This window comes from Methyloglobulus sp., assembly GCF_046714055.1.
Lineage (GTDB): Bacteria > Pseudomonadota > Gammaproteobacteria > Methylococcales > Methylomonadaceae > Methyloglobulus.
Genome location: NZ_JBKKBJ010000021.1, coordinates 1 through 15,918 on the forward strand (window position 1 = coordinate 1; position 15,918 = coordinate 15,918).

20 protein-coding genes are annotated in these 15,918 nt (G+C 47.3%); 12 read left to right on the plus strand and 8 right to left on the minus strand.

Annotated elements, in window-relative coordinates; all coding sequences use genetic code 11:
- Positions 1-247 precede the first annotated feature (247 nt).
- Complete coding sequence (locus ACLQ6D_RS01150) at positions 248-1,177, minus strand: sialate O-acetylesterase (RefSeq protein ID WP_411725410.1); 930 nt, start codon at positions 1,175-1,177, stop codon at positions 248-250.
- Positions 1,178-1,401: 224 nt separating this feature from the next.
- On the opposite strand from ACLQ6D_RS01150, the gene ACLQ6D_RS01155 reads away from it, so the two are divergent.
- Positions 1,402-1,566, plus strand: coding sequence for a hypothetical protein (locus ACLQ6D_RS01155; protein WP_411725411.1), 165 nt, complete (start codon positions 1,402-1,404; stop codon positions 1,564-1,566).
- On the opposite strand, the gene ACLQ6D_RS01160 is transcribed toward ACLQ6D_RS01155, so the two are convergent.
- Together ACLQ6D_RS01160 and ACLQ6D_RS01165 are read right to left on the minus strand one after the other, a co-directional pair.
- Positions 1,535-1,861, minus strand: coding sequence for a ComEA family DNA-binding protein (locus tag ACLQ6D_RS01160; protein ID WP_411725412.1), 327 nt, complete (start codon positions 1,859-1,861; stop codon positions 1,535-1,537). The two genes, ACLQ6D_RS01155 and ACLQ6D_RS01160, sit on opposite strands and share 32 nt — an antisense overlap.
- A gap of 606 nt (positions 1,862-2,467) precedes the next feature.
- The gene (locus tag ACLQ6D_RS01165) at positions 2,468-3,319 is read right to left on the minus strand and encodes an MOSC domain-containing protein (RefSeq protein WP_411725413.1); all 852 of its coding nucleotides are present in this window, start codon (positions 3,317-3,319) and stop codon (positions 2,468-2,470) included.
- 167 nt (positions 3,320-3,486) lie between these two features.
- Between ACLQ6D_RS01165 and ACLQ6D_RS01170 the strand changes: the two genes are divergently transcribed.
- The 5 genes from ACLQ6D_RS01170 to ACLQ6D_RS01190 all read left to right on the plus strand — a co-directional run bounded on the left by ACLQ6D_RS01170 (position 3,487) and on the right by ACLQ6D_RS01190 (position 7,906).
- Positions 3,487-4,803 carry an NAD(P)/FAD-dependent oxidoreductase gene (locus ACLQ6D_RS01170; RefSeq protein ID WP_411725415.1) on the plus strand — a complete coding sequence of 439 codons (1,317 nt, stop codon included), beginning with the start codon at positions 3,487-3,489 and terminating at the stop codon, positions 4,801-4,803.
- Between the two features lie 65 nt (positions 4,804-4,868).
- The gene (locus ACLQ6D_RS01175) at positions 4,869-5,399 is read left to right on the plus strand and encodes a YcxB family protein (RefSeq protein WP_411725416.1); all 531 of its coding nucleotides are present in this window, start codon (positions 4,869-4,871) and stop codon (positions 5,397-5,399) included.
- A 122-nt stretch (positions 5,400-5,521) separates the two neighbouring features.
- Entirely contained in the window at positions 5,522-5,719 is a 198-nt protein-coding gene (locus tag ACLQ6D_RS01180) for a type II toxin-antitoxin system HicB family antitoxin (protein WP_411725417.1), read from the plus strand.
- 2 nt (positions 5,720-5,721) lie between these two features.
- On the plus strand, positions 5,722-5,934 hold the full coding sequence (locus tag ACLQ6D_RS01185) for a type II toxin-antitoxin system HicA family toxin (protein ID WP_411725418.1): 213 nt from the start codon (positions 5,722-5,724) through the stop codon (positions 5,932-5,934).
- 79 nt (positions 5,935-6,013) lie between these two features.
- On the plus strand, positions 6,014-7,906 hold the full coding sequence (locus tag ACLQ6D_RS01190) for an ATP-binding cassette domain-containing protein (protein WP_411725419.1): 1,893 nt from the start codon (positions 6,014-6,016) through the stop codon (positions 7,904-7,906).
- A 110-nt stretch (positions 7,907-8,016) separates the two neighbouring features.
- Here ACLQ6D_RS01190 and ACLQ6D_RS01195 read toward each other — a convergent pair whose 3' ends face one another.
- Genes ACLQ6D_RS01195 through smpB form a run of 4 tightly spaced genes read right to left on the minus strand, consistent with a single transcriptional unit; the run spans position 8,017 to position 9,663 of the window.
- Positions 8,017-8,451, minus strand: coding sequence for a hypothetical protein (locus ACLQ6D_RS01195; RefSeq protein WP_411725420.1), 435 nt, complete (start codon positions 8,449-8,451; stop codon positions 8,017-8,019).
- Entirely contained in the window at positions 8,432-8,818 is a 387-nt protein-coding gene (locus tag ACLQ6D_RS01200; RefSeq protein ID WP_411725421.1) for an SDR family NAD(P)-dependent oxidoreductase, read from the minus strand. Before ACLQ6D_RS01200 ends, ACLQ6D_RS01195 begins: the two co-directional genes overlap by 20 nt.
- Positions 8,778-9,149 (minus strand): HopJ type III effector protein, encoded by a 372-nt coding sequence (locus tag ACLQ6D_RS01205; protein WP_411725422.1) that lies wholly within the window; start codon positions 9,147-9,149, stop codon positions 8,778-8,780. The genes ACLQ6D_RS01200 and ACLQ6D_RS01205 overlap by 41 nt, the downstream gene beginning before the upstream one ends.
- A 28-nt stretch (positions 9,150-9,177) precedes the next feature.
- Complete coding sequence (smpB, locus tag ACLQ6D_RS01210; RefSeq protein ID WP_411725423.1) at positions 9,178-9,663, minus strand: SsrA-binding protein SmpB; 486 nt, start codon at positions 9,661-9,663, stop codon at positions 9,178-9,180.
- 261 nt (positions 9,664-9,924) lie between these two features.
- Here smpB and ACLQ6D_RS01215 point away from each other — a divergent pair, with 261 nt between their 5' ends.
- From ACLQ6D_RS01215 to ACLQ6D_RS01225, 3 genes are read left to right on the plus strand one after another with little or no spacing between them, the layout of a single operon-like run.
- Complete coding sequence (locus tag ACLQ6D_RS01215) at positions 9,925-11,286, plus strand: sodium-dependent transporter (RefSeq protein ID WP_411725424.1); 1,362 nt, start codon at positions 9,925-9,927, stop codon at positions 11,284-11,286.
- Between the two features lie 3 nt (positions 11,287-11,289).
- The gene (locus ACLQ6D_RS01220; RefSeq protein WP_411725425.1) at positions 11,290-11,721 is read left to right on the plus strand and encodes a type II toxin-antitoxin system RatA family toxin; all 432 of its coding nucleotides are present in this window, start codon (positions 11,290-11,292) and stop codon (positions 11,719-11,721) included.
- Positions 11,714-12,016, plus strand: a complete 303-nt coding sequence (locus tag ACLQ6D_RS01225; RefSeq protein WP_411725426.1) for an RnfH family protein — start codon at positions 11,714-11,716, stop codon at positions 12,014-12,016. The genes ACLQ6D_RS01220 and ACLQ6D_RS01225 overlap by 8 nt, the downstream gene beginning before the upstream one ends.
- 25 nt (positions 12,017-12,041) lie before the next feature.
- Here ACLQ6D_RS01225 and ACLQ6D_RS01230 read toward each other — a convergent pair whose 3' ends face one another.
- Positions 12,042-12,521, minus strand: a complete 480-nt coding sequence (locus ACLQ6D_RS01230) for an outer membrane protein assembly factor BamE (RefSeq protein ID WP_411725427.1) — start codon at positions 12,519-12,521, stop codon at positions 12,042-12,044.
- A 206-nt stretch (positions 12,522-12,727) separates the two neighbouring features.
- Here ACLQ6D_RS01230 and fur point away from each other — a divergent pair, with 206 nt between their 5' ends.
- From fur to lolD, 3 genes are read left to right on the plus strand one after another with little or no spacing between them, the layout of a single operon-like run.
- Complete coding sequence (gene fur / locus ACLQ6D_RS01235; protein ID WP_411725430.1) at positions 12,728-13,150, plus strand: ferric iron uptake transcriptional regulator; 423 nt, start codon at positions 12,728-12,730, stop codon at positions 13,148-13,150.
- A 24-nt stretch (positions 13,151-13,174) separates the two neighbouring features.
- Positions 13,175-14,422 carry a lipoprotein-releasing ABC transporter permease subunit gene (locus ACLQ6D_RS01240; RefSeq protein WP_411725428.1) on the plus strand — a complete coding sequence of 416 codons (1,248 nt, stop codon included), beginning with the start codon at positions 13,175-13,177 and terminating at the stop codon, positions 14,420-14,422.
- Complete coding sequence (lolD, locus tag ACLQ6D_RS01245) at positions 14,415-15,092, plus strand: lipoprotein-releasing ABC transporter ATP-binding protein LolD (protein WP_411725429.1); 678 nt, start codon at positions 14,415-14,417, stop codon at positions 15,090-15,092. The genes ACLQ6D_RS01240 and lolD overlap by 8 nt, the downstream gene beginning before the upstream one ends.
- Positions 15,093-15,918 lie beyond the last annotated feature (826 nt).

Consider the following 15,918-nt stretch of genomic DNA (forward strand, 5'->3'; position numbering starts at 1 on the left):
GCCGGATGACACGGCGCACCAAAGTGGTCGCCCATTGTGAAGGCCTGTTCAATGCAACCATCAAGCTTTGGTTTTACCTAACGCAACCCCATGTATTCCTGGCTTATCAAGAAAAAACATTATCTATATTTAGGTAAATACTCTCGAAAATATTATAGCAACCCTATTATTCATACTATTTGACCAGGATGATGAACGCGATAGTTGATAGCTTAACTATTACATATGGAGAAATAGCCCCAACTTTCTACCTGTACTTGCCTATGTTTTTGAAAATTGCTTCTGCGTATGCTGAAGCAGTTTTAACTTGTCCGCTTTCGCTAAAATGACATTTATCACTTTGTCTGTCAACATCAGCAAGCAATGTATCTGTATCAACTCCTAAAAATATCTTCTTGTTGTCTATCAGTTGTTTTTGTCCAATTGCCGTAGGGTTGTTCTCTCTCCAGTTGCTACCGCACTTTGTAGCGACTGAAACGAAGACTGCTACGGCAACCTTAATCTCAGCTAATGATTCCAAAAGCGAATTGAAAGACTTGATGTAGTTCTTCGCTGATGTAAAGTTGATGAAATCATTTTCACCTTGATGCCAAATTATTTGCGTAATTTTGTATTTTTGATTAACGTCCTTTAGTGTAGAAAGCAGCATTTCATTTAAGTCACCGTCTTTTTGCCAGCGTGATATTGGTGTACCACTAATGCCAGACGAAACTATAACTACAGTTTTGTAAGCTCCAACTGAAATAAGTTTGTCAGCAAGCGGCGTTATAAACTCACCTCCTTCTCCAGAAGCGCCCAGAAGGGGAGAAAATGCGATGTAGCACCTGCCTTCAAAATAGTTAAATACATTTTGGGGAAATCGAGTGGCGAATTTTTTACCTGCGTGATTGGCTGAGTTAGATTGCCCGATTACTAGCAAGACAGCCGTATCGTTTGCTTGTGTGGGGCAAGTAACTTCATTTTTTGAAGGGAATGCAGTTAGTCTTCCAAATTCATCATATTTACCACTGACGCTGGGAACTACTTGTTTTATTAGACCATGAAGTGTTTCAAGTGGCCATAAATTGCGAGGGGAGCTATATGCACCGTAAAGATATGCACCAAGTATGAAAAATAAAAGCAGCGAAAAAATGAATACTATTACTCTGTTCTGTCCTGTTGGCATACTTTCCTTCATTTTAAAAATGTCAGGTTCGATTTTGATATTTTGAGGCCTAACGCAAAGCTAACCGGGCGCCGCCCGGGAAGCTGAAAAATAAAAACGCCGGGGCTCGGCGCGGCATAACGGGAGGGGCGCATTTATCGTAATATAGTAGGGAGGATTAGGCGCCCAATTCATCCAGCCTTCAGACCAGTAAAGCGTTTCCGCGCAACGTAATCCGCCATATCGCAGGACACCACATGCGGCGGGTTACGCCGCGCCTGAACATCGGTAGTTGTTTTGGCGAAGTGGGTTGCGCGGCTAACCGCGCCCTACAAATGACCCGCCGTACGGCCGTACAAATGACCCGCCGTACAGCCATTGAACACAGGGTTAGGGTTGCGGATGGTCATCATTTACTTTGACGTAAGGACGAATTCCTTCTAATGTCTTTGGGCCAATGCCATAGACCCGGATCAGGTCGTCTGCTGAAGAGTAAGGTCTACCGTCAATGATGGCTTGCGCGACAGCCTCGCTGATGTGCGGTAGCGCATGTAACTCGGCTAATGAAGCGCGATTCAAGTTCACAACCGCTGGGCGAACCTGAGCTGTTGTACTGCGGTTTGAACCTCGTGTGCCAATGAGGGCAAAATTGATTAAAATTGCCAAAACAGCTACTGCGGCGAGCAACCAGCAGAACACTCCTATTTGGCGGGTCATCATCGTCTCGCCGTTTTCGCATGTAATCTCTATCTTCTATACCCATAGCGATTGGTGTGTGCCCTAACGTAATATATACGAAGTTAATTGTCGTATATTCTTCATTAATTTATTTTATCGATTGATTTATTGAAGCTAAGTATAAACCATTTGGACACTGTAAATAAATACGACAATATTTGGTTGTATACATCAGTCCAAGACATACGCTTATCCCGTATGCCGCGCCGAGCATCGCAGTTTTCGGCGGGAATAACCCGTTAGGGGCGATTCAGGGATGAATCGAGGTGATCGAGGGGCAGGAAGCCCCTTCGATCACCTCCCGTCGAAAATGAGAAGCGCAGGAAGCGAGCGGCATCCGGGCGGCCTTTCTTTTGGTTTCTTTTCTTTGGCCGCGCAAAGAAAAGAAACTCGCCTTCGGGTGCGAGAACCCGATTTAAAATAATCGTCGCGGTAGCGACACATTATTTATTAAGCCTCCATTCCTAGACACTGGATTCCGGCGACCTCCATGGATGGAGGAAGTGCGGAAGAGGATATGGAATCCTCTCCGCCAATCAATGCCGGAATGACAATCGAAAGCTTAGAATTACACAGATTCCAAAACTAACCTTCAATAGCCACCACATCCCCCCGCTTAACCCAACCAGGCGTTAATACCCGTGCATACACGCCCACACTCGGCAGTTCTTTACCCGCAAACGGCACCATTGGTTTATTTTTGGCGATGGCGTTTTTGAAGATGCCGTTGTCTTGGGGCAGGTCGCCTTGCGCGAGGGTAGGCATGACGCAGCGTGGGCAGGGGTCGGTGACTTGAAGGCGTAAGGAGTTGCCGAGCTTGATGATTTTTCCTACCCAGCCGTTTTCGACGAAACCTTTTAGGCCAGCAGTATCGATCATAATGTTAGGCCGAAAGCGCCTGACTTCAAACCGGCCTTCTGGGTAGTGATGCTGCATGGCTTCCATGGAACTGGTCGTTAACAGATGCAAAGCGGCATAGTCGAAAAATGTCCCCTGGGGCGCATCGCCAGCGACGGCTTCATTGGAAACTTCGTTGGCTTCTCCTTCATATTCAGGCCAAAATTGTTCCAGTTTGGCATCTTGTGGGGATTGGGTTTGTAGTGCAACCTTATGCCCCAAATATTGAGACAGTTTGTCGTCGATGTCACTTTGGTCGCTGCGTAAAATAGTGCCGTCAGGAAGGGTTATCCATACGGGTTCTAAGCTATTTTGCGCGGGTGGGGCAGTGAACGCAGCGCGGTAAGCGAAGAAATCAGGCCATTTTTTCGGGTTTTTTGCGCTGATTACCTTGCCGGTTTCGACATCAACGAGTGCATAAGTGCGGTCGCCCAAAAGTCCACCTACGCTTATTTCTGCGCCATTCAGTTCTTCTCCCATCATGGATTTAACAGGATAACGCCAGAGCGTTGCGACAGTTGCGGGTGCGTTGTTGGTCATGTGTTTTCCTTTTTCTTATGTTATTGGTGGGATTAGCATGAAACTATTATCGAATCGAAGCAATAATAAAGTCAACGAATTTAGGTTATTTTGGTAATCCCGATTTTATCAACTATTCCTTAACGATAGTGATAAAATTCTACCAATCACAAGGGGGGACACTGACAATGTCTGAAAATAATCAAACGCATAATCAAAAACATAAGATAGTGATCGTAGGTGGCGGCGCAGCTGGCTTAGAGCTTGCCACGAGTTTAGGGCGTAAGTTAGGCAAAAAAGGTCTAGCGGAAGTCATGTTGCTTGATGGAACTTCCACTCATATATGGAAGCCGCTGTTGCACGAGGTGGCTGCCGGCACATTGGATGAGTCTGAGCAGGTGGAGTATCTGGCGCAAGCGTATCGAAATAAATTTCGTTTCCGCTTAGGGAAAATGGAAGGGCTTAACCGGAAGAAAAAGGAAATTTATGTCAGCCCTACCATTAGCGACAGCGGCGAAGAACTTATCCCAAAGCGGACGTTCAGTTACGATACACTGGTCATGGCGATAGGCAGTGTCAGTAATTCCTTTGGTATCAAAGGCGTGGAAGAACATTGCCTGTTTCTGGATACCACATCGCAAGCTTTCAAGTTTCAAAAGCAATTGGTTGAATCCTACATTAAAAACCATGCTGGGGCAGATGCAGCAAAGAATAAGCAGCTATCCATTGCGATAGTCGGCGGCGGTGCGACGGGTGTTGAGTTGTCCGCAGAACTGCATGAAGTCACAGACCTGCTTGCGGTCTATGGTTTGAATGAATCCAGCAATGTCAAATTGACCATTATTGAAGCAGCGGCGCAGTTGTTGCCGGCATTGCCCGGCAAGCTGGCATTGGCGACGCAAGACCAGTTGGCAAAACTTGAGATTGACCTGAAATTGGGTTGCCGCGTGATAGAGGTGACCAAAAAAGGCATAAAAACGCTGGATGGCGAAATGATTCCGGCAGACCTGAAAGTATGGGCGGCAGGCATTAAAGCGCCGGACTGGATAAAACGGCTGGATGGGCTGGAAACCAATCAAGTTAACCAATTAGTCGTTGATGAAACCTTAAAGACTGAGGACGCTAATATTTTTGCTATCGGCGACTGTGCCGCTTGCCCTTGGCCTGGACATAAGGGCAATGTCCCGCCTAGGGCGCAAGCCGCCCACCAACAGGCGACGACCTTATGCAAATCTATTGTTAACCGGTTATCGGGTGGATCACTGGGAAAATATGTGTATCACGATTACGGCTCGCTGGTGGCCTTGGGGAAATATTCCACCGTCGGTAATTTAATGGGCAACCTGATGGGTACGGTGACCATAGGCGGATTTATTGCCAGGGTCGTCTATCTATCGCTTTATAAAATGCACCAGGTAGCGATACATGGCTATTACCGGACTGCATTGTTGACGCTGTCCAATCTGTTCCGGCGCAGCGCCCATGCAAAAATCAAGATGCACTAAGCGTTTGAGTTCCTTCTCCCGCAAGGAGAGGGGAATTTTATTAACCTTTAACACACACTAACGACATGCTTGAAATTGAATACGAGTTTAGGGATGAAGACTTAAACCATTTTAACGAAATGCGTTTTAAGAAAACCGATGAATACCGAAATCAAATAAAAAAGAACCGCTGGATAGTGCCGGGAATTATGATGCTGATTGGTGCCTTCTACTATTACTACTACGGCGATTTAAAAGCATCTAGTTATATTTTCCTGGTTGCGGTGCTTTGGGCGCTGTTATCGCCCAAAATCATCTTGTTGAATGTAGGAAGGCAGGTGCTCAAAGCCTACACCCACAAAGAAAAAAAGAGTATGTTCGGCACGTACGTGTTGACGATTGACCCTGCAAATCCTAATTTTCTTCATGAAAAATCCCCCAGCGGCAAGAACAAAATGGCTTGGTCGGAGTTGGTCAGGGTTGATTACGGCAAAGGTTATGTTTACATCTATCTCGATTTGAGTACCGCTTTGGTTATTCCTGAAGCCACGCTTAAAAGAGGCGATTTACCTGCTTTTGCCAAGCAGGTTGAGAAGATGATTGAGCGGTTTGCGTAAATCAAAGGAATAACCATGAAGGTCAAAAAGCCCGTGGCGCATTAACGATAAAGTAATGCGCCGCTTGTTAAAAAGCATCCTACGAGTTACACCAAATCACAATGAATTGAGGTAATACAAATATGAAATATACCGTTGTTTTTCACCGTACCGAAGAAGGTATTAGTGTTTCGGTTCCAGGTCTCCCTGGGTGTTGGTCTGAGGGCGATACGGAAGAAGAAGCATTGGAAAACATACAAGATGCCATTCATGAGTACCTATCTGCGGTAGCCGAACTGAATCGCGGTCAAGAAACGCATGAAGTCGAAGTAGCGGCATAGCCGTGTCGAAAATCCCAGGGATCAACCATCTTGACGCAATACGTGCGCTCGAAAAAGCGGATTTTCGGATAGTTAGACAAGGCAAGCATACCGTGATGAGTAACGGCGAACGCCTAATAACCATCCCGCGCCATAATCCGATCAAGGCGTTTACGATGGGTGGTATTGTGAAAGATGCTGGCCTTTCAGTTGAGCAATTCAAAACACTGCTATGAGTTAGCTTGTCTATTGTGTCGATTTAAACCTTCATCCCTATTATCTGATTTTCTGTATTTACCCTGAAGTTCTTACCCCATGTTGAATTTTAAAAACATAGCCCTGCGCCGTGGTGTGCGGGTGTTATTTTCTAACGCTTCATTTACCATCCATAAAGGCCAAAAAGTCGGTTTTACTGGGGCTAATGGTGCGGGTAAATCCAGTTTATTTGCCTTGATCAAAAATGAGCTTCACCTTGACGAAGGCGATTTCTCCCTGCCGCCGGGACTTGAGATTGCCCATGTTGCCCAGGAAACGCCCGCTGTTTCCAGTTCTGCGCTCGATTACATCATGGATGGCGACCGGGAATTAAGGCGTTTGCAGCAGCAGTTGACCATTGCGGAAACAGCCCGCGACGGCTTAAAACAAGCCGAACTCCATGCTGCGCTTGAAACTATTGGTGGCTATACGGCACAAGCAAAGGCCGCACGGTTAATGAACGGCTTAGGTTTTAAATCGGAGCAGGAACGCAATGCCGTGAATTCATTTTCCGGCGATTGGCGTATGCGGCTTAATCTGGCACAAGCCTTGATGTGCCGTTCCGATGTGCTGTTATTGGATGAACCGACCAACCACCTGGATTTGGACGCGGTGATCTGGCTGCAAGACTGGTTATGCAGATACGATGGGACGTTATTGCTGATCTCGCATGACCGCGATTTTCTGGACACCATCGCCGATCATATCGTCCACATCGAACAAAACAAAGTGGACATCTATACCGGAAATTATTCCGCGTTTGAAAAAATGCGGGCAGAAAAATTGGCGCAACAACGATCCGCTTACTTAAAACAACAGCGGAAAATTGCCCACATCCAAAGTTTCGTCGATAGGTTCAAAGCCCAGGCAACCAAAGCTCGGCAAGCGCAGAGCCGTATCAAAGCGCTGGAACGTATGGAAGTGATCGCAATGGCGCACGTCGATTCGCCGTTTGATTTTAGCTTTCCCAAACCTGGAAGGATGCAAAATCCGTTATTGAAGTTGGATAAAGTTGATGTCGGTTACGGGCAAACCAAAGTTATCCACGGTGCGAATCTGTCCATATCGCCGGGTGATCGGATTGGCTTGTTAGGGCCGAATGGCGCGGGTAAATCTAGTTTGATTAAAGTCCTGGCTGGCGATATGCGGCCCTTATGCGGAACCCGCCTTGAAGCCGAGTCACTCAATATCGGTTATTTTGCCCAGCATCAACTGGAACAATTGCGGCTGGACGAAAGTCCCTTACGGCACTTGCAAAGAATCGATCAAAAAGCCACGGAAAAAGAGTTGCGTAACTACTTGGGCGGGTTTGATTTTCAAGGCGATAAGGTGTTGGAGGCCGTCAAGCCCTTTTCTGGGGGTGAAAAAGCCCGTTTGGTGTTGGCGCTACTGGTTTATAGGAATCCCAATCTTTTGTTGCTGGATGAGCCGACGAACCATCTTGATTTGGAAATGCGCCACGCCTTGAGTGTGGCATTGCAGGATTATCAGGGCGCGATCATTCTGGTTTCACATGACCGACATTTGCTGCGTACCGTAACAGACCGATTCTTGTTGGTAGGCGAAGGACAACTACAACCGTTTGACGGTGATCTTGATGATTATCGACTTTGGCTGGCCGAGCGCAAAAAAGGCGAAGAAAAAAACACGGATGATTTGACAGCCACAGTTTCACGCAAAGACCAACGAAAACAAGACGCAGAACGCCGACAAAAACATAAGCCTTTGCTGGATGCACTCAAAAAAGCAGAGCAAGCGGTAGAAAAATACCACAATGAACAGCGTCACCTGGAATTTGAATTGGCCGAACCCACGCTTTATGCCGAATCGGAAAAAGACAAGTTAAAAAAATTGCTGGCACGAAAAGCCGAAATAGATAAGGCGCTGGATGCTGCCGAGACAGGCTGGATGGAGGCCGAAGAGCAACTTGAGGCTACCAAGGCTGAATCTTAAAAGTCCAGTATTCGACCCAAATCAGCCCATAGGGAACATCTTTCAACCGTTCCCCTAAGCTGACGGAAAATATCCGTGTAAAGCATAAAAGGCTGAAAATTATCACTGCGTTAGTGTTTATACATATACCTATTCGTCGCACTTATCTTCTTGCGTGAGTCCCCGTACTTGGCGAGCATATTGGATTCGAACTGCCGCATGACTTTGCTGTTGCATTTATTATTTCGCATGGCTTGACGAATATCTGCCAGAATATCCAATAGTTTGACTGCATTAGGATCGCCGAAAATCTTGTCAACGAAGGCACTCTCTGAACTGTCTGTTGACCCAATGTTATCAAATACATCCTCAAGCCTCGTGTTGACCCTGAAATATTCAGTGCTTGTCACACCTGGTGAACGATAGAGTTCGATGCCAAGCATGTTTTTGATAACTGTTTGGTAGAATGTAGTTTGCGTGTATTTTAGTGGTGATGCGTCCATGCACTCGGGATAAATATGCTCGTAATTGACAATATAGAAACTGTCAAGATTGGTGTGAATCACGCTGTCCCATTCTGCTCCGGTCAGCGGGGAAGGCAATGTCGGCAGTAATGCCGACATTGCAGGCCACACCGTCATAAGCCCCGTATATTTCAATATCCTGATTGATTTGTTCGGCACATTGTAGACGGTCGGCAATGTCAAACTGCAACAATCTTGCCGATAGGCCAAGCTGTTCAATTTCGGATATCACTGTTTCTGCCTGGTCTTTCTTGGTACGGTAACGCAGTGCCAGATCAAAGCCCTGTTTAGCCAGATATAAGGCGATGGCTTTGCCTATCCCCAGGCTGAATCCAGTTATTATAATCGTTTTCTTAATGGCTTGGTTTCTAACTCTCGGTGTCGCTGTTTTTAGGGGCCAATACCTCACCCTTAAAATGGATACCTTGCCAACCATACTTCATGAAATTCCTGATGTTTTTGTGGCCTGTGCTGTTTGGGTTAGCCAATACATCCAGCCGGTAATAATCGCCAAACAGGTTTAAGGTTTGTTGCGGGCCCAGTTGGTGGAGTTTGGCAAAGGCGAAGATTTTGCAGGAGCCTTCGTTGATGCCTACTGGATTGGTTAGGATGTCATCCCTTAATCCGTTGCTGAATTCGGTGGGTTGGTAGCGGTAGTTTGCGGCAATGATGCTCATGGTTTCGTCAAAACTGACGGCTACACCTTGGCTTATTTTTTCTAAAAATTTTACTAACGGCATAAGCGGGTTGCTGGTGGTATAAAGGAAATTAGGCATGTTTCATGATACGGGCTTTCTCGCGTTGCCAGTCGCGGTCTTTGGAGGCGGCGCGTTTGTCGTGTAGCTGTTTGCCTTTTGCCAGGCCGATTTCCAGTTTGGCGCGGCCATTTTTCCAGTACATGGACAGTGGGATGACAGTATAGCCTTTACGCTCCACGAAGCCGATCAGTTTATTGAGTTCGTGCCGGTTAAGCAGCAGTTTTTTGTTGCGGATAGCATCAGGATTGACGTGGGTAGATGCGGAAAGCAGCGGCGAAATATGGGCGCGGGATAACCAGGCTTCACCGCGTTTTAAAATCACATAGCTTTCTTTTAGCTGGACTTTACCTTCCCTAAGGCTTTTCACTTCCCAGCCTTCCAGTACAATCCCTGCCTCAAACCGTTCTTCAATATGGTATTCATGGGTTGCCTGACGGTTGACGGCAATGGTTGCGTTCTGCGGCTGTTTCTTTTTGTTGGGCTTTTTATCGGCCATAACGCGGTGGATAGCGAATTTTTTCCAGGGTCAAAGGTTAAGCTTGCCATTTTACTCGATATGCTAATAATAATGGCTTTTTAATAGAGCGTGTTTTAAAAGCGTCGCGAGCGCTTCTAGTGCAAGTCGCACGGAGCGCAGAAACCCCGAATGTACATGGCGTACATGGCGTACATGAGGCTTTCGAGCACCGCGCAACGCAGCAATCGAGCCGCGTAGCAGCTTTTAAAACACGTTCTTAGGGGCTTACAGGACAGAAACATGGCGGACGAAAAGAAATCACAACAGGGAGAATGGTCTTCGCGGTTTGCGTTTATTCTGGCGGCGACGGGTTCTGCTGTTGGCTTGGGCAATATCTGGAAGTTTCCCTATATCACCGGAGAAAACGGGGGCGGCGCATTCGTGCTGGTTTATTTGCTGTGCGTGCTGTTGATCGGCATTCCCTTGATGATGGCGGAAACCCTGTTAGGGCGGCGGAGTAAGGAAAATCCCATACACACGATGGAGATTCTGGCCAAAGAAGCCGGAGCTGGCCAGAACTGGCATTATCTCGGTTGGTTGGGCGTGGCTGCGGGGTTTTTGATACTGTCCTATTACAGCGTGATTGCCGGATGGGCATCCGCTTATGTGGTCAAAGCTTTTTTTGGCAGCTTTTCCGGAGCCAGCCCTAGTGAAGTCAAGGCGATTTTTGATGGCTTTGTTGCCAGTCCCATGCAATTAATCTTCTGGCATAGCTTATTCATGCTGGCAACCATGCTGATTGTGGTGAGAGGGATTGAGAAAGGTTTTGAGAAATCGGTCGGTCTTTTAATGCCCGCCCTGTTCGCCTTGATGATCTTGCTGGTCGGTTATGCGATGACGACTGTCGGCTATTTTCAAGGGCTTAATTTCCTGTTCAAGCTGGATTTCAGTAAATTGACGGCTAATTCAGTGCTAGTGGCGATGGGGCAGGCATTTTTTAGCTTGAGTTTAGGCATGGGGGCCATCATGATGTATGGTGCGTATCTACCCAAGGATGTCTCCATTGCCAAGTCATCGATGATTATTGCCGGGGCGGATACGATTGTCGCTTTGCTGGCAGGCATTGCCATATTTCCTATTGTGTTCAGCAATGGCTTACAGCCTAATTCTGGGCCTGGCTTGGTATTTGAAACCTTGCCGATCGCTTTCGGCAATATGTTTGGGGGCTGGTTATTCGGCATCTTGTTTTTTATGGCGCTGGTGTTTGCGGCTTTGTCTTCATCCATTTCCCTGATTGAACCGGCGGTTGCCTGGCTGATCGAGAACAAAGGCTTTAGCCGCAAAAAAGCCTGTTTGTGGTCAGGTCTGGTGGCTTGGGTGTTGGGTTTTGGCACTATTTTTTCGTTTAACGTCTGGGCTAACGTCAAGCTGTTTGAGCGCACCTTTTTTGAATTGGTTGATTATTTAACGGCTAATTTGATGCTGCCCATCGGCGGTTTCTGTATCGCTGTCTTTGCAGGATGGGTCATGAAGCGGGAACACAGTCAACAAGAACTGGATTTCCCCGACAACCTCAGTTATGTGCTTTGGAGTTTCCTGGTTCGTTATATTGCACCTGTCGCCGTGTTTTTGGTGTTCCTGAACGTCGTCGGGGTGCTTTGAGGCATGACGGTTGTCCAGAAAAGCGCGCTGGTCAAGTTTTCTGCGCGGCAAATGTTTGATTTGGTCAATGATATCGAAGCCTACCCGAAATTTTTGCCGTGGTGTGTCGGCAGCAGGATCATCAAACGGGAAGAGGATTACGTCGAAGCGGAGCTGATGATTTCCAAAGGCGGCTTTAAAAAATCTTTTTCAACCAGAAATAAAATAGATTGGGGTGGGCGGATCACCGTGTCCTTATTGGACGGCCCTTTTTCCCATCTGGAAGGCGTGTGGAATTTTATGCCTCTGCGTGAGGATGCCAGCAAAATCTCGTTGGATTTGGAGTTTGAAATGTCCAGCGTACTGGCAAACCTTGCGTTTGGCGCGGTGTTTAACCAGATTTGCAATACCATGGTGGCTTCTTTTGCCAGCCGCGCAAAAGAGGTCTATGGTTAACGATACGGGCGATAATGAGGGATTGTTTGAACTCGAAGTCGCTTATGCCAAATCGGAAGAGCAAGTGATTGTTACGGTCAAAGTACCGCAAGGCACTACAATTGAACAAGCGGTGAACCTAACGGATTTGCTGGCACGATTCCCTGAAATAGGCCATTCGGAACTGAAAGTGGGTATTTTCGGAGTTGTCTGTAAACCAGAACAGACTGTGAAGCAAGGCGATAGGGTTGAAATCTACCGTCCTTTAATCCACGATCCTAAAGAGGCCAGACGGCAGCGTGCGCTTAAGAAGTGATTGCCTTCGGTAAATCTTAGCTTTGCTACAGCGGTGTTTTTATCTGCGAACCGCTATCTAGAGGTTTTGAATCTGGGTCTTTTTTCGGCGAGTCGTCAATGTCGTCAAAACCAAACAAGCCCTTTATTTTCTGCCACATGGTTCTTTCAATATCCCGTTTGGGGACATCAACGGTGGTTTCCTCAGAAGGTTTGATGACCGGTGTTGAACTGGGCTTAAAATCGCCTTGTACACTCACGACTTGGTTATTTTCATTGAAAAGTACGGAAACTCTTTTTTGTTGCCGGTCTTCGCCGCTGGGCTGGTTGGAATATAGATAATCCCAGCGTTTTTGATGGAAGGTATCGGCCAACATGGGCGATCCCAAGATGTACAATACCTGCCGCTCGGTCATATTGGGGCGTAGCTGGTCGATCATCGTTTGATCAACGATATTGCCCTGTTGGATGGGGATGGTATACACGCCCGGCAGATTGTTGAGTATGTACGAACAGGAGACGAGCAAAAAGCTACCCAAGAATACAATACAAAAAAACGCGCTTCTCATTGTCTAGCGGGAAATAATCAAAACTGGAATCATACAGGATGTTAAACGATAATCCTATAATACAGTCATGCGCCAATAGGCAAAAAAAGGCTACAATGTGCCAAGGTTTTCTAAAACCGATTCCCCAACTGTTTAACTAGTGCTTAACTGGTGCTTAACTGGAGATAACTGTGGAAACTCATGATCTACGGAACGCTGGACTAAAAGTGACTTTGCCCAGGGTTAAAATCCTGCAAATACTGGAAAGCCGGGCGACAGACCGTCATTTAACGGCAGAACAAGTTTACAAAATTTTGCTCAGTGAAGACGAAGAAATAGGCCTGGCGACCGTCTACCGTGTATTGACTCAGTTTGAAGCGGCGGGCCTTGTCACCCGACATCATTTTGAGGGCGGTAACTCAATTTTCGAGTTGTCTGATGGCGACCATCACGACCATATTCTTTGCATCAAGTGCGGAAAAGTCGATGAGTTTACTGATGACATTATCGAGGTTCGGCAAAAGGAGATTGCCCAACGCCTAGGTTATGAACTGACCGCACACGGACTTTACTTATACGGCTATTGCCCTAAATGCAGGAAATCCTGACCTTTCCCTTAGCTGACATCCTTCATGTTTAAACCCCTTATTTTTTATATCGGCCTGCGCTATACGCGGGCAAAACGCCGTACCCAATTTATTTCCTTTATAACCTTAACTTCAATCATGGGCATAGCGCTGGGTGTAACGGCGCTGATTACCGTGTTGTCGGTGATGAACGGCTTTGAAGCGGAGTTGCGAGAACGTATTCTTGGCATGACTTCCCACGCGACCTTAACGGGCAAATACGGGCAATTGGAAAACTGGCCTGAAGCAGAAAATCGCATCAAAAACTATCCGCACGTTCAGGGTTTAGCGCCATTCATTAGTGGGCAGGTGATGATAAATGCTGACCGGCGGGTGAGCGGTACGATGCTCAATGGCATTATGCCCGACTACGAAGCCAAGGTTTCAGAGGTTGCCAATCACATGGAAGAGGGCAGGCTCACTGATCTGGTACCGGGTCAGTACAGTATTATTTTAGGCGCTGAATTGGCTAAATACCTCGGCACTATGATGGGTGACAAGATCACTATCATCAGCCCGCAGGTTAATTCAACACCAGCGGGTATTGTCCCCAGAATGCGTCGGTTTACCGTTGTGGGGATTTTTAAAGTCGGCATGTATGAGTATGACCGGAACATGGCGCTGATACATATCGACGATGCAGCCAAACTGTTCAGGTTAAAGACGGCAGTTTCCGGTTTGCGGATAAAGCTCGATGACGTGTTCAACGCCCCCAAAATAACTCAAACGCTGGGCTCAGGACTGTCTGCTGAGTATATTGTTAGCGATTGGACGATGGCGCACGAGAATTTCTTCAAGGCCATCAAGACAGAAAAGGCAGTGATGTTCATCATCTTGCTGCTAATCGTAGCAGTTGCAGCTTTCAATATTGTCTCTACCTTGGTGATGGTCGTGACCGACAAGCGCGGCGATATTGCCATCCTTAAAACGCAGGGGCTGACCTCGCGTTCTGTAATGGGCATTTTTATGGTATTAGGTACCGTGATAGGCGTGGTTGGCACGATATTAGGAACAGGGGGCGGGATATTGCTGGCACTCAATGCGGGACATATCGTCAGCGACATCGAGAAATTCTTTAAAGTCCGCTTCTTGCCTGCAGATGTCTATTACATTAGTGACCTGCCTTCCAAGCTGATATGGTCAGATGTCTATATGATAGCGGCGATGGCTTTTGTGCTGTCGTTGCTTGCGACGATTTACCCTGCTTGGCAAGCGTCTAAAATCAATCCTGCGGAAGTCCTTAGATATGAGTGATTCCAGTATGTTGCAATGCCAAGCGCTTACCATGCGTTATAACCAGGGCGGCCTGGATGTTGAAGTATTAAAAGGGGTTGATTTAAGTATAGGAGTTGGTGAGCGTGTCGCCATTATGGGTGCATCAGGATCTGGGAAAAGTACCTTATTGCATCTGTTGGGTGGCTTAGAGAAGCCCACTGGTGGCAAGGTAGTACTGAATGGGACTGACCTGGATGATGTCAGCGGTGCTAAACTCGCCAGCTTAAGGAACCGTTCTTTAGGATTTATTTACCAATTCCACCATCTTTTGGGCGAATTTACCGTGCTGGAAAATGTCGCCATGCCCTTATTGATTGGTGGACAGTCGGTTGCAGAGGCCCGGCGCAATGCCACTCGCTTGTTGCAAAGGGTAGGATTAGGTCATCGCGCTGAGCATAAGCCCGGTGAAATATCCGGAGGAGAGCGGCAACGGGCGGCGGTCGCCAGGGCATTAATCAATAAACCGGGCGTGGTGTTAGCCGATGAGCCGACAGGGAATCTGGACAGCAAAACCGCCGAGCAAGTCTTTCAACTCATGTTGGAATTGAATCAGGAACTTAATGTCAGTTTTTTGATTGTCACTCATGACCATGAACTGGCGGGGAAGATGGGGAGGGTGTTGCATATGGAAGATGGGGTGATTGTTTGATTTTATTGGTTTGCTGGTGTTTCCGCGCTACTGTAGGGGCAATCCCTTCGACCGCCAAGGATGGTGGAAGTGCAGCGGCGGGTATGGAACCCGCGCTGTGTGGTTGCCCTTTAGCATGTACAAGGGCGGATTAGACGCGCAAACCATTCAAGCTCAAAATAGTTAAGGTTTTCCCGCGCGCGACCTCCAGGGATGGAGGAAGTGCAGCAGAGGGTCTGGAACCCTTGTCGCTCGTAATCCGCCATATCAACGGACACCTCATTCGGCGGGTTACGCCGCGCCCAACCACTGGGGGCAGATTCAAGCCTAACCCTATTGCGCGGCTAACCCTCCCTACAATTCACCCGCCGTACGGACGTGATTTGTCTTCGCGACTGTACAAACTAGATTCAGATATCGCTATTGCAAGCCAGCAATTTCGACAGTCCCGGAAAGAGGGTCTACAGGCGTTACAACGTCTCTCTCAGGAAGCCCAGCAAATTACATCCTCGCTTGCCTGGTGAGCTCGCCAAAGTGATTTCATTGCCATCAGAGCCGTAGGTTGGGCTGAATGCAATGAAGCCCAACATAAACGATGCCTTGAATGTTGGGCTTCGCTACTGCTCTGCCCAACCTACGAGCTATGCGCTCCGTTTATGGTGGATTACCTATCGGCGAATCCGTCTTGTATGATCAAATTTAATGAATATCCTGATTAGCAAGATACTTCAGCTATGCCCTACTGAAAGGCGTAAGCTGAAGGCCAATCAATTAGTTGGGAGGGTCGTGTCATGTCGATGAATCGCATACAATTCCAACCGGGCTTGTCGATGCCTGAGTTTCTCAA